13 protein-coding genes and 3 pseudogenes are annotated in these 12,982 nt (G+C 65.4%); 9 read left to right on the top strand and 7 right to left on the bottom strand.

The genetic code is table 11. The features are described 5' to 3' along the window. Positions 1-104 (top strand): annotated as a pseudogene (locus ACLF5H_RS27925) (IS5/IS1182 family transposase); the annotation flags it as partial. 1,043 nt (positions 105-1,147) lie between these two features. Here the strand turns inward: ACLF5H_RS27925 and ACLF5H_RS27920 are convergent. Continuing rightward, positions 1,148-1,312, bottom strand: coding sequence for a hypothetical protein (locus tag ACLF5H_RS27920; RefSeq protein WP_421678770.1), 165 nt, complete (start codon positions 1,310-1,312; stop codon positions 1,148-1,150). Between the two features lie 563 nt (positions 1,313-1,875). Here ACLF5H_RS27920 and ACLF5H_RS27915 point away from each other — a divergent pair. Beyond that, a pseudogene (locus tag ACLF5H_RS27915) lies at positions 1,876-2,287 on the top strand (hypothetical protein). Positions 2,288-2,537: 250 nt separating this feature from the next. Here the strand turns inward: ACLF5H_RS27915 and ACLF5H_RS27910 are convergent. The 5 genes from ACLF5H_RS27910 to ACLF5H_RS27890 form a co-directional block, all read right to left on the bottom strand. Continuing rightward, positions 2,538-3,152, bottom strand: coding sequence for a C39 family peptidase (locus ACLF5H_RS27910; RefSeq protein ID WP_421678769.1), 615 nt, complete (start codon positions 3,150-3,152; stop codon positions 2,538-2,540). 43 nt (positions 3,153-3,195) lie between these two features. Further along, positions 3,196-4,137, bottom strand: coding sequence for an ATP-grasp domain-containing protein (locus ACLF5H_RS27905; RefSeq protein WP_421678768.1), 942 nt, complete (start codon positions 4,135-4,137; stop codon positions 3,196-3,198). 438 nt (positions 4,138-4,575) lie between these two features. Further along, positions 4,576-5,529 carry a D-alanine--D-alanine ligase family protein gene (locus ACLF5H_RS27900; protein ID WP_421678767.1) on the bottom strand — a complete coding sequence of 318 codons (954 nt, stop codon included), beginning with the start codon at positions 5,527-5,529 and terminating at the stop codon, positions 4,576-4,578. Between the two features lie 25 nt (positions 5,530-5,554). Beyond that, positions 5,555-6,688, bottom strand: a complete 1,134-nt coding sequence (locus tag ACLF5H_RS27895; RefSeq protein WP_421678766.1) for an MDR family MFS transporter — start codon at positions 6,686-6,688, stop codon at positions 5,555-5,557. 737 nt (positions 6,689-7,425) lie between these two features. Continuing rightward, positions 7,426-8,052: a M15 family metallopeptidase gene (locus tag ACLF5H_RS27890; protein ID WP_421678765.1), complete on the bottom strand. Its 627-nt coding sequence runs from the start codon at positions 8,050-8,052 to the stop codon at positions 7,426-7,428. A 106-nt stretch (positions 8,053-8,158) separates the two neighbouring features. On the opposite strand from ACLF5H_RS27890, the pseudogene ACLF5H_RS27885 reads away from it, so the two are divergent. The 7 genes and pseudogenes from ACLF5H_RS27885 to ACLF5H_RS27855 form a co-directional block, all read left to right on the top strand. Next, positions 8,159-8,905: pseudogene (locus tag ACLF5H_RS27885) on the top strand (AAA family ATPase); the annotation flags it as partial. A gap of 108 nt (positions 8,906-9,013) precedes the next feature. Further along, on the top strand, positions 9,014-9,247 hold the full coding sequence (locus ACLF5H_RS27880) for a hypothetical protein (RefSeq protein ID WP_421678764.1): 234 nt from the start codon (positions 9,014-9,016) through the stop codon (positions 9,245-9,247). A gap of 227 nt (positions 9,248-9,474) precedes the next feature. Further along, positions 9,475-9,597, top strand: a complete 123-nt coding sequence (locus ACLF5H_RS27875) for a hypothetical protein (RefSeq protein WP_421678763.1) — start codon at positions 9,475-9,477, stop codon at positions 9,595-9,597. Positions 9,598-9,736: 139 nt separating this feature from the next. Then, a complete protein-coding gene (locus ACLF5H_RS27870) occupies positions 9,737-9,934 on the top strand; it encodes a hypothetical protein (protein ID WP_421678762.1) in 198 nt (65 codons plus the stop codon). A 181-nt stretch (positions 9,935-10,115) separates the two neighbouring features. Further along, on the top strand, positions 10,116-10,577 hold the full coding sequence (locus tag ACLF5H_RS27865) for a hypothetical protein (protein WP_421678761.1): 462 nt from the start codon (positions 10,116-10,118) through the stop codon (positions 10,575-10,577). A gap of 449 nt (positions 10,578-11,026) precedes the next feature. Further along, entirely contained in the window at positions 11,027-12,262 is a 1,236-nt protein-coding gene (locus tag ACLF5H_RS27860; RefSeq protein WP_421678760.1) for a replication-relaxation family protein, read from the top strand. 54 nt (positions 12,263-12,316) lie between these two features. Then, positions 12,317-12,619 carry a hypothetical protein gene (locus ACLF5H_RS27855; protein ID WP_421678759.1) on the top strand — a complete coding sequence of 101 codons (303 nt, stop codon included), beginning with the start codon at positions 12,317-12,319 and terminating at the stop codon, positions 12,617-12,619. Here the strand turns inward: ACLF5H_RS27855 and ACLF5H_RS27850 are convergent. Continuing rightward, a complete protein-coding gene (locus ACLF5H_RS27850) occupies positions 12,598-12,864 on the bottom strand; it encodes a hypothetical protein (protein ID WP_421678758.1) in 267 nt (88 codons plus the stop codon). The two genes, ACLF5H_RS27855 and ACLF5H_RS27850, sit on opposite strands and share 22 nt — an antisense overlap. Positions 12,865-12,982: the final 118 nt, after the last annotated feature.

Raw genomic sequence — 12,982 nt, 5'->3', positions numbered from 1 at the left:
GACTCAAGCAGTGGCGCGGCCTGGCCACACGAACCGACAAACTCGCCCTTGCCTACCAGGCCGCACTCCACCTCGCCGGCATCCTCATCTGGACCCGACGCTGACCAAAGAGACAGAACCTAGTGCTGGACTTCGAGCGCTTCGCGATCGCGGGGCGGGGCCGCCCAGGATCTCCTGGCCGCGCATCTGCGCGCCGCCGCCCCCACGGCAATCGCGGAAAGACGGGGCGCCGCGCCGGCCGCCGTACTGAGCTCGGATCAGTAGTACGGCAGGGCGGCCCAGATGGCCACGAGCCGAAAGCACTCTGGCTGGTGGCACGGAACCTCTTCTCCAGCATGCGGCCTGCCTGTTGAACTCCGGCTGGCGCTGTGGCCTTGGGCGGCCTTGGAGTCAAGCTGTGGCGGCCTCGTTGGCCGCCGCTTCCAAAGCCCGCGCGGCCGACCCGAGCGAGGCGAACGCTTCTCCGAGTTGAAAACTCAGACGGGGCATCCCGTCCAGCCCGGCGAGGGCATCGCGTAGGCGCTGTTGGAGTGCCTCAGCGTCGGCAGCGAGGGCGTGCAGGTGACTGGCGGATGCCTCGGGCATGTGGTTCTCCCCGGAGTGCAGCGGATGGGAGCCCAGGTTAGAGGCTGTGTTCAAAGTCCTGGCTGGTGTTCGCCCAGCTCAGAATTCGAACGTGTCTGAGGAACGGTCTGGGGGCTCCCGCGACTCGCGCCGCCGGCTGTCGTTGAGAGGGAGACGGACGAGCGATGAGCTGGAGGGCTGGGATGGACGCGGAGGATCTTGAGATCACGCCAACGAAGGGCCCGTCCTGTGGAGGCGTCCGCGACCTGATCGTGGAGCTTCTGGAGACGCACTCCCTGGTCAGCGGCGTCGCCCCGATCCGCGAGCCCCGGGGTGACGTCGGACTCCGAGTGGAGGTCGGCGGACTCGACTTCGAAGTCTGGGTTGATCCTGCGTACGCCTCCACAGCCGCGCCACCACCTCCTGCTCCGGGTGCCCGAGTACCGGGTCGGCGGGCAGCACGACCCGCACCGGCACCGGCCAGGCCGCGTCGTCGGAGGGCGAGGTCACGACCCCACCGTAAGCAGCCGGGCCCGCCCCCTCCCACCGAGGACGGGGCGGGCCCGGCGACTGGCCTACTGCGTCAGCGGCCCTTCATGCCGATCCCGGAGGCGACGTCCTCGGACAGGCTCTCGTACGGCAGGCCGGCCTTCTCCACGATGGCGACCAGGACCTCGTGCCGGGCGTAGTGCGCGGCGTCGGTCAGCCCGGCCTCCAGGCGGGCCAGGCGGCGCGTGAAGCGCTCCATGTCGACCGTGCCGCCCTCGCGCATCGCCCGCCAGACGCGCGCGTACTCCGCCGCCCAGTCCTCCAGGGCGGCGCGGTCGCCGTCGAACAGACCGTCGTCGTCCAGCTGGTCGCTGGTACGCCCAGATCTCCGCGCCGCTGCCGCCGGAGTCGACCACGACCGATCCGACCAGCAGGTCGAAGGCGTCCTCGATGGTGGCCGCGGCCTTGTCGATGTCGCTCGCCGGGCGGCCGGTGACCAGCTGCACGTGCCCGACCCAGCCGTCCTCGTGCTCCAGCACCTCCAGCACGGCGCTGGGCAGCGGCCCACTGGGCGAGGCCCGCTTTGTGCGAACCGGAGCCTGGGCCGACAGCCCCAAGGCAGTACGACTGCCGACCGGGCTGCGGGAACACTGTCCGCACCGACACCCACGCCCGCCTACTCCGTGAACGCGCCGACGGACTTGACCAGTTCGCGTCCCACGCTCCCGGACCGGTCAGCAAGCGACTTCAGGCCAACGCCAACCGCCTCCGCGAGATCGCCGATACCCACGACAGCACCGAGCACCCCGCCGAGGCCCTCACGTGAACCAACAGCCCCAAGACGAGCGCGCCCGCATCCGCGAGGCCATGGACCGGCTCTTGGCCGGACAGACCGCCGCTTCCAACGGCAGCCTCACCGTCGTCGCCCTCGCCGCCGAGGCTTAGTGTCCACCGCATGGCCCTCCTCAAACGGCACGTCGACCTGAAGAACGAGTTTTACGAACGTGTCCGCACACAAACCCGACAGGTCTCGGAAACCGAAAAGCGGCTCCGGGAAACAGTCACCAAGCTCAAGAAGACCATCGCCAACCATAAGGCCGAGATCGAAGAACTTCGTCAGCAGGTAGCCCGACTCACCCTTGCCGGCGCCATGCTCATTCAAGGGAACGAGGGACACGAAGAACACGCACCTGTCGCAGACAACGTCGTTCTCCTCCGCTTACCAACAGCCTAAGACATTTGGAGTCACGGAGGAGCTGATCTCGAGCTCAACCGGGACAGGCCCTGCGGCGTTATGTCACAGCTGACGGAAGGGAGCCGGCAACGCCAGATGCGGGAAAAAGGCGATGAGCTCGACGGCAACGCCATCGCCGACCCCAGAATGACTCCTGAACGGCTGCGGTGTGCCGATAACATTTGCGCGATGGCCGCCAGCGTGATGCTACCCATCAAGCCGCGAACATCCTGACACGTCACCAGACTGTTCACTTCACAGGTCCGACCGTAACGCCGCGACCGGCAAAGAAGGTGTCGAACAACGCCCAATCGATTTCAAAGAATTCCTGCGAAATTCCCTTGAGGCCTGACGGGTTGTGCAGCACGATTGCTTGCTCATCGCATCCGACTCCGAGAACTAGATGTCCTCCTTGATGCGGAGGACGAACCTCGGGAGTTCGTATAGACGGATGCACCGACAGCATCGGAAGGCCGCCGCTTTCAATGCAAGCCCGGACCTCGGACAATGAGAATTCAGGGCGGGACGAGCATGGAAGACCCCAACGCTGCGTCACATACGTGGCAAATGGAGCATAGATCAAGCCGTGCACCTTATCGCCCTCTACTCGGTAAGCCCCAGCCTCCATGCATTCCTGCGCCAATTGGAAGGCTGGCAAGGATTCACCTGTCCAGTAGCGCAGAGTCATGCGAAGGCAAGCGACTCCGCACAGTCGCCACGACCAGAACGCATAGTCTTCTGCGTTGGGCGCTCCTGAGTCTCTCCAGCGCGGATCTTCAACTGCGCTAAGCGAACCAGAGACAAAGTCGGCTACAAGTTCGCTTGATTCCCACTGCGAGAAGTACGGAACGGGATGCACGATCATCTGATACCTGCGTAGGCCCTTACGTGGTGTGATGAGCCGAAGCTCAGCCCGAGATCTCAGTAAAGCTGAATGAGCTTTCGAGGCGATGGAAAGTTCCGAGCAACGTCTCGTGGCCTGAGGCAGCCGCGAAGACTCGTGCCAGAGTACCAGCGACAGTTCCTTCCTCCCATCGGGGACGATCACCCGCGGAATACTTGATATGAGCACTCATAGCCCCCGGGAAGGAGAGGACCTGGTCAGTTGTCGGTGCATGCACGACCTCCAGCGGCTCGGAGGGGATCTGCGGCAGCATGATTGCTGCGTAACGCTCAGGATTCTTTATGGCAGCCGGCTGCCGACCCACCGAGATGTCCGCCAGGGCCTCGACTATGTCGTATTCAGCCGCGTAGAAGAGCTGCTCGGTTACTCCTCCACCGACGCGACAGTTCACTTCGATAATCCGTGGCCCGTCTGCTGTGAGTTTGAATTCCGTGTGAGTGGCGCAGTTCTTCAACCCGAGGGCCCGGACTGCATCAGTGGCGGCTGCATGCAGCGCTTCGATCTCCGCCTCAGGCAACACCGAAGGAAGGATTCCCCCGTTCTCCCGGAATGGCGGAGTGAGCGGCAGCTTATCTGTCACGGCGAGATGCTCGGTCCGCCCCTCGAACGTGATCGATTCTACGCTTGCGTAGTCTCCGTACCGGTCGTCCGAATGCTTATTAACGCCTATCAGCCGTTCTTCCAGGATGAACGTGGATGTCTTACCTCCACGGCGGTCTCGGTCGTGGGCCTCACATGCCAGTTCCCATAGAGCGTGCAAGTCAGTGCTGTCATCGATGAGATAAGTTGCGAGGCTGCCAGCCCCAGTGACCGGTTTGAGAATCGCTGGTGCACCGACTCGCTGGTACGCTTCTTCCAGTTCCATGCCGCTTCCCACTCGAGCGAACCGAGGAACCGGTACGCCGGCAGCAGCCAAGAGCTCACGCTGTACGTACTTGTCGCGCATGGCGTGTATCGCGTTGCGAGGGTTGGTGGGAAGCCCCAATTCCAGCGCAGCGGTATACGTTTCAATGACGCGCAGCTCACTAAAGCAGAGAATGCCGTCAGACTCCTCGGCAAGCGCGCGTTGTTTGATCAGTGCAGTTAGATCGTCGCCTGATTGGAAGGTGACCTGACGGCACTTCCACCTAGCGAACGAATCTCGCTTATGATCGTCTATCAGCTGATCCCCTACAGGCGCCCATAGAATCGTAAGATCGTACCTCTCTCGGAGCCGAGGGACGAACCACTCTGGTGTCGGTCCTCCGGGTCCATCGACGCAAATAAGCCTGCGGCCAGTAGCTGTCATAGTTTCCTCCTCGGCGCAGAAAGGTGTATCGCGGCATGCAACGAGTCATTTCCCCATGGGGCGCCTGACTGGTCAGATCTTGTCGGGATGCGGCTTTCAGGGGAGATAGCTCGGCTTGGTGAAAGCAGTAGCTAGCACATGTTCCACCAGTTGCGGATAATCAATTCCGGCTGCACGCGCCATGGTGGCCAGGTTGCCCTGGTGGGATAGCCCTGGGACAGTGTTGATTTCAAGCATTACGGTTCGCCCGTTGGGAGTGATGAGGAAGTCCACGCGTGATACACCGTGTGCACCCACCATGCGGTGTGCTCTCAGCGCATACTGTTGAAGCCTGAACGCCATGCCGGGCGGCAGATTTGCTGGGCACTGCTCCCTGCGCTGTTGGATGTCATGTTTGGCCGTGTAGTCGTAGAACTCACGATCCGTCTCGATAGTGAGGACTGGCAATGGCGTGAGGACACCGCCTACTTCCAATAGCCCTACGGTGCACGGAGTTCCTGCGATATATTCCTCGACCATGTACTGGTCGTAGTCATTTTCGTCGCGAGACTCAAGAATGTGCTGGAGTGCGACTTCGTCCTGAACCATCGAGGCCTCCAGGCTTCCACCTCCCGAAGCGGGTTTCACGAAGGCAGGCCAGCCTAGGGTGAGGCCGGCGGAAGTTGCTGTAGCGATTGCGGAGATGCTGCGGTCGACTTCTATCCAGCGGGGCGTGTCCAACGAGTTCGCCGTTGCCAATTTCTTGAACGTCGGCTTGTGCATTCCTACGGCCGACGCCATGACACCCGATCCGCTATACGGGATGCCGAGTGTTTCTAGTGCTCCCTGTATCTTGCCGTCCTCGCCTCCCAACCCGTGGAGTGCCAGGAGCGCCACGTCAATATCTTCTTTGAGGCGGGAGATGTCTATTTCGGTGAGGTCGAGCAGCGAGACGTTCCATCCGTTACTTAACAGTGCTTTGCTTGCCGCTTCTCCGGAGGCTAGTGATCCGGCGCGCTCAGGCGAACTTCCTCCGCATATCACACCGACCCGAATATCCTTGGTCTGCACGTTCGATATCATTCCCGTTCCCTTCTTAGTCAGTTGTCGCAGCTGAGCGATTTCTGATCGCTGGGGCGATGACTCTTTGGCTGGCTGCGGCTCCGAGACAAAGCAGGAGGCAGACGATCCAGAGATGATCGGGTCCAAAACTCAAGAGATGCGATCCAATCAATGGTGCAAGAGCGAAAGTTCCGGACCAGACGACTCCGTACAGCCCGAAATATGTTCCTTCGACGCCGCGGGGTGACAGACTGGCGATTATCGACTGGTTCACTGAAGTAACGGCTATTTCGCCGAGTGTCCAGATTATGACGGATCCCGCGTACGACACCATAGATGTAGCGAAAGCGTTGGAGCCGAAGCCAATCCCCAGGACAATCATGCCGAGAATCAGAACACGGTTGTGATCATGTCGGGCAAGTATCGGGCCGAGAAGCGGTTGCACTGCGATGATCACCAGAGCATTTGCGGTGATCACGATACCGTAGGAATCGACTGTTAGGCCGGCTCGTTCCATCGCCATCGGGAGGGTAGTGGTGGCTTGCCCGAAGACGATCCCATATGGAAGCCAGGACAGCATGTAATACAGCGCCAGACGATCCTTCAAAGCGCCAGTCAAGCTTGGATTCTTTGCGGCCCTTGGATGACGATCAATGAATTGTCGGGACATCACCCAAACAAGGACTCCACAAAGAATGCTTGCAGCTGAGTTGATCAGAAACAGTAGATGGTATCCCAGATTCGCCAGAACCCCACCGGCTGACATCGATATGGCATACCCGAGGTTTACTGCCCAGTAAAGGAGTCCATAAGCCCGAGGTCGATCGTTTGACGATGCAGCGTCTTTGACGAAGACAGCCGAAGCTGGCTTGTATATCTGTGAAGCTATGCCAGCCAGAAAGGAGAAAATAACTATTGAGGTCAGATTTTTGCTGGTGCCAAGGAGGAACAGGGCGAGTCCATTCACGACCATGCCGCACAGAAAAGTCGCTCGAGGCCCAAGGCGATCGGTTAGGAACCCCCCAACGAGGTGGGAAAAGATTCCGCCTGATCCCAGAACCGTGAGGATAAGCCCAGCCGTATCTATCGAGACGCCGCGATCATGAACTAAGTAGTAGCTCAGGAACGGAGTTACCATTGCCCCTGATTGCGCTATCAGCGTCCCCACCCATAGCACCCAAAAGGAACGCGGGAGGCCCCCTACGAATTGCTGCTTCGGAGGTCGGCGATCGTTGGTGCCACTTCGATCTTCCTCAAGTGCGGCACGTTTGCGGAACACGACACTCCCGGGCGAGGGTTGAAGGGGTTATCTCCCGTTGGCAGTCGGCTCGACTTTGAGCCCTGCGTGAATGCCAGCTTCGAGATGCAGGAAGCTGTCGGCCTTTGCAGGCCTCGCACTAGTCGAACCATGCACAGGCTCGGTGTTTCAAGGTCTTTTCCGGTATGTGACTGAATTTCGCTGACCGAGACGTATGTGTCGGCCGGCTAGCGTTCGTCCCCGTCGAGGCTCAACGCGTGCGGGCCATTTCGGGCCAGACGCGGGGCGCGCAGGTTAACAGATCAGAACTAGATGTAAACGCAAACATTTAGCGCAAAGGTCGCGTAAAGACTTGGTCAGTGTAGTGTCAATCTGGCTGGACTTTCCCTCCCGACGTGAAGCTTTCCCCGCTTTGAGGGTTTGAGGTAAAATAGCGGCCTTAATCTGTTATGCCTCTAATTGAGGGCTGGTTATATTTTGCACCATTTGTCGGGCGTGTATCTGGCCATCGGTACCGACTGACGATTGGCTCATTCGATTAAGATCATTCGAGGGTGAGGCGTGCGGCCAGGGGTGACGTACGGCCCGCCTGGGGCTGGGGAACTGTACTTGGGACCGCAGCTGGTTGCGCAGAAGGGCTGGCCTCACTACACAGGTCCGTATACGGCCGCCCGAGCTCCCGTGAGTAGGGCCCAATACCGGTCACCGAAAGACCAGTGCCACCATTCTGTTGGATAGTTCACAAAGCCGGCACTATTCATGGCTTTGACAAGCAGTTGCCGATTCCGTTGCGCGAGCGCAGAGAGTCCGGGGGCTTCGAGTGGGCAGGAGCGCTCATCACCTGTGCGGTGACCGTTCACCGGGCCGCCCATGTCCAGTTCGGCTCCTGCGGCGTCGGCCAAGCTTAGGTCTACGGCTCCCCCTGTGCAGTGCGGGGCTACATCCACTGGTGAAACGAAGGCGCTTGTCCTGATGTGCAGCTCAGCGCGATCGGTGATCCCAGAGGCGTGGATGCGCTGCTGGTACAGATTGAATCGACGCGCTTGCTCGCTCGTGGTTCGGTGTCCCTCGATGATCAGGAGTTGAGTCCCTTTCGGGAGGGTGCGATCAGCGAAGCGCAGTCGATCGAGAACATTGCTGCGCACGTGGCTGTAGGTGCCTGCGGAGTCCCGTTCGCGGGAATCGAGGAGCAGGGCAGAGCTCGTGTCGACGAGAGGCTCGCCGCTCTCGTGGATTGGAAGCTGTTGGAGCCGCGGGTCACTGAGCAGGATCATGTGCACCAGAGTCCAGCTGCTTGCCAAGGTCGTCCAGTATCCCCGCGTCGCTTCTCCGTGGGGCCACGGACACTTGGCTTCGTCTGCACACATCGACTTGACAGGGAACGCGACCAACGTCGAACAGCCGGTGCGGGTGGAGCTGGTGATGGCCGCCAAGCGGCACGGGATGCCGCCCGTCGCGGTCGTCGTCGCCACGCCGCTGGACGTGTGCCTGGAGCGGCAGGGCCCGCGGTCGGACAACCGGCGCGTGCCCGAGGATGTCGTCCGCTCCCGGCACCAGGCCATGGTCCACTCCCACCAGCGGCTCGCCGCCGAAGGCTTCAACACGGTCGTCTTCGCCGACGCCCTCTACCGCCTGGAGCCGTTCCTGAAGCGGCTCTCCCAGGTGCGGGAGGCCGACCTCGGGCGCGACGGCAGCGGCGGCCTGGGCGACCTGTGGCTGGCCCGCCGCTTCTCCGGCCCGGAGATCCTGCCGTTGTGGCGGTGGCGGCCGGGCTCGGACCTGGTGACCGGCCGGGGCCGCGCCGCGGAGATCCGCCTCGGTCAGCAGTACCTCACCCTCGCGCTGCGCGAAGACGTCGACGGCGAGGGGGACTTCGGCTTCGACGTGGCGCTGCCCTGCCCCGCCGACCCGGAGTGCGCCGGGCAGGCGTGGGCGCCGGCCTACTCGGTCACCGACCTGCACAAGGTGCTGACCGGCGCGATGGACAACGCCCCGGACATCGTCTGCACCGTCCACGGCGGCCCCGACGACGTCGACCAGGAGGCCGACGACCACGACCGGGGCTGGGACGACGACCCCGAGGGCCGCGCCGACCCGGAAGCGCAGTACGCGGACGTGGTCGCGTGATCCACGCGGTGTGACGGGCGCTCCGTGCCGCCCCGGCCTCCAGCACCACGGAGGTCGGGGCGGTCGCGGTGGTCCCTCACCACCGAGCACAGAGAGGAGCTGGGCGTCATGTACCTGCGCATCTACGAGGTCGACGTCCCGATACACGACGCCCTCGGCCCGGCCCGGCGCGGCGTGCACGTCTTCACCGGCGTCGCCGACTCCCCCGCCGCGGCCCTGCGCCGTGCCCACGAGGTGTACGACGCCGCGCTCGCCGCGCAGCGGGCCGGACTCGAGATCCCCGGCAAGCAGCCGGACAACTGGGGAGCGCGCGGGCTTCGGCCCGGCTGGCAGATGGAGTGACCCGCCGCGACGGCCGGCCTCTGGCACAACCCCGTCAGCTGGACGACCCGCAGCGACTTCGCGCTGTAGCTCCGCCCCGGGACAGCCGCTCTGCTTGGCGGCTTCGTCGGCTGCCCCGGGCCCATCCATCCCGTACGAGGACCGACCCGACGACGTGGCTGCGCACACCGAAGAACCTGGACCGGCTCGCCGCCTACACCCGCGCCGCCGAAACCCGCTGCCGCGCCATGGAGAACCGGAAGGCCGCAGGCACCGACCCGGCCAGTCCGGTCGACGGCCGCCGCCAGGAGCACGAGCAGCAGCGCCAGCAGCCCGGCCCCGGCCAAGGAGGCCAGGGCCTCCGGCCGTGACGCCCCGTGCGGCCCGCGCGACGGGACGGACGACGAAGTCACCGCGCCAGGCGCCGGGACGGATTGGCCGCCCGCCCCCGGAGTCACCCGGGAGCGGGGGAGGGTGCCAGGGAACGCCCCCCTTAAGCACGGAGGCCCCATGGTTGCCCCGACCCCGCCGCACCTTTCGCCGGAGCAGCGCGAGCGCCTGGAGCAGCTCGCCGACGCCGCCCGGCTGCGCATGGCGCTGTACCCGTCACCGGCGCCGCCACCCGCCCGGCACCGCTCCCGCTCCCGGCAGTGCGCCGGCGGCCGGCCGAACCCGTGGCGCACCGCACGAGGCCGCCGCCGGGCATGAGTGGACGCGATGGACTCCACCGCGCCCCCGTGCACGGGGACGAGTGGAGGCCACGTGCGTTCCATCGCGCGCAACTCAACGCACCGTGCGCGCGCCGGTCCACATCCGCGCGCCACCGCCCCGGCCATCCGATGCGCGTGGTGCGCGCCGCCCGCCGTGCGTCGGCCTCTACGATCCGCGCGTGGGACAGACCCCGGCACGGAAGGCCGCCAAGGCGGCATGCGGGCAGCAGCCGAAGAAGCGGCCCGGCAAGGCGCAGCGCGAGACGATCAAGCGGGCGCAGGCGGCGAAGAAGACGGCGGGCGGCGGGAAGCCGGCCGCGAAGAAGACGGCGGGCGGCGGGAAGCCGGCCGCGAAGAAGACGGCGGCGAAGAAGGCGGTGCCGCTGCCGCGCGGCTCGGTGCGGGCCGCGTACCCGGGCACTTGCCCGGCCTGTTTCAAGGACTACGCCAAGGGCGAGGTCATCACGAAGGTGACCGACGGCTGGGGACACCCCGGCTGCGCGCCCCGGCAGAAGCCGGCAGCCGAGCGCGAGTTCGCCCGGAACAAGGCCCGGATCGAGAGCGGCGAGACGTTCCGCGGCCAGAAGCCCTCGGACTGGCGGCGCGGAGCCTCGCCGTCCAGCACCCGACCCGCCCGCTGAACTCTAGCCGGGAGATGCGGCATCGGCCATGGACAAACCCACACGATATGGGTGTGGTCAAGGAGGAATCGGACACCTGTTGTCGCTGATCGTTAGACGACGGTCAAGGGGTGCTTCCTCACGGCGGCCCCGGCCCGTGCGCACATCCGCGTACGGGCCGGACGCTCACCGACCCGGCCCGCAGGCCGAGGGAAACCGAGACACCGTGCCCGACGACCACACACCTCGCCCCACTCAAGCCCTCCGCAGCGTGCCCAGCCCGGCGCCTGCCGGCGACTTGGACGTCCCGAAGGCCCCCTCCACAGGCCCCTCCATCACCCCCTCCACGACCGCTTCGACCGCCGGGCGCATCTCCGCAGGTCAGCCAGAAGTCAAGGTCGGACGACGCGTTCGACAACCCTCCTAGGTCGACACAGGTCTGGAAGCCGACCGGAGTGCGACGCAAGGAAGTGCTGAGGGCTCTGGGGATCTTCCAGCGGGCTACCGCCGATCAGCTCTGGCGGATGCTGCGCCCCACGGACCGGCACGACCGGATCACCAGGGACACCCTGAACGCGTTGAAGGAGACGGGTTTGGTCCGGGTGGAGACGCGACTGGAGTCGGGACACCAGCTGTGGGTGCTCACCGAGAAGGGCCACAAGGAAGCCAAGCTGCTGCTGCCGAAGTCGGTGCGGATCTCCGCGCTGCGCAAGCTGGAGTACGACGACGAAGGCCGGCCGGTGGAAGCCGACGGCTACGACGAACACGCCGCCGCCGTCACCTCGACCGCGGCCGTGCTCACCGGGGCCGGGTACGGCACCCCGCTGTCCTGGCAGACCGAGATCGCCCACAAGCTGCCCTACGGCTACACCCAGTACGCCGACCTGACGATGCGCGCCCCGGACGCCGGAGTGCCCGCGATGCTCCTGGAGGTCGACCGCGTCACCGAGCCCGTCGACGACCTGGTGGACAAGCTGCGCCGCTACCACGACTGGTTCGAGCTCCTGGCGCCCAAGGCCGACGCGGGCAAGGAGAAGGCGGCCCGGCGGCACGGCGCGGCGGTGCACGACTTCCGGCTGTGGTCGCGGATCTACCCGGCGACAGGCCGCGAGGGCTACGTGCCGGTGGCCTTCGTGTTCACCGGGAAGACCGCCGCGCAGCGCGAGAGCCGGATCCAGCGCCTGGAGCAGGCCGCCCGCGCCTACTTCGCAGGCACCCCGCACCCGGGCGCAGGGTTCACGTCGGTCGACTACCACCAGGCGGTGCCCGTGGTCGTCACCGAGCTGGAGCGCATCACCGCCGACCCGGCCGGGGCTGCGGGGAAGGTGTGGCGCAGGCTCGGGCGCGATGAGTGGCAGACCCTGTCCGAGGCCCTAGACAACCCCGACGGCGAACGGCTGTACCGGGTGGAGCTCCAAGAGGCCCGTCGGCGGCAGGCGGAGCGCGAGGCTGCGCACTGCGAGGCGCAGCGGCCGGTGTGCACGCGCTGCGGGGCGAAGTTCACCGACGAACGCTGGCAGCGGGTGAAGCGCTCCTCGTGGCCCGGCGAGTGGGACCGGCTGTGCGGGCCGTGCGCGACGGAGGCAGCCGACCGCGCGGAGGCTGAGCGTGTCGCGCGACGGCAGGCGGAGGAAGCCGAACGCGCGGCGGCCGAAGCGCCGGCGGTGAAGCCGCGCAGCCGGTTCGGCATCGGGCGCCGCCGGTAGCCGGCGGCCTCGGAGGCCGGGGTGGTTGTCGGTGGCGGCTGCGAGGCTGGCCGGATGAACGCCGATGACGAGCAGCTGCTGCGCGGCCGGGTGTACCGCTGCGGCCACGACGACCCCCACCCCGGCCCGCTGCCGCACCAGACGTACGCCGCGCTGATCGGCGGTCCGCTGGACGGGCTGCTGCTCGACATCACGGGCTGGCGGCCGGAAGAGATAGACGACGGTGTCGCCCTGATGACGGAGCTGGGGCGATGGCCCGGCGGCCGGGCGCTGTACGACCCGCGTCCCGGCGAGCCGCGCCCATCGGGTGGCCCGGGTGTGGTGTGCCGCTTCTACTACTCCGGCGACACGCCCTGACCCCGGCCGCCGGCCCCGGTGCCCGGCCTGCCCTCGGTCAGCTGGCTGGCGGTGTTCTCGATCCACAGCAGCGCCCACTCGACACCGGAGCGCCACCCGGGCTCCGCGCTGTCGTACCGGCCCTCGGCATCGGCTCGGATGTTGGCCGCGAGGGCCCGTAGGTCCTTCTGCAGTCCCTGCCGCTTGGCCGTGTCCATGGCCTGGATCATGTCGTCGGTGATGTCACCGGGTCGGAGCGCGCTCATCGCCCCACCTTGGACGATCGCCCCCGCTGCTGGCCATACCGTGAGGTCACCAAGCTGGACACCGCCACGGCAAAGCCCTGGTCAGCGAGTGATCTTCCGTGGCAGGCTCGTGGCTTTC

This window comes from Streptomyces sp. LaBMicrA B280 (assembly GCF_049222185.1).
In the GTDB taxonomy this organism is placed as follows: Bacteria; Actinomycetota; Actinomycetes; order Streptomycetales; family Streptomycetaceae; genus Streptomyces; species Streptomyces murinus.
The sequence above is the reverse complement of the archived record's forward strand: the minus strand, read 5'-3'. Positions and strand labels throughout refer to the sequence as shown.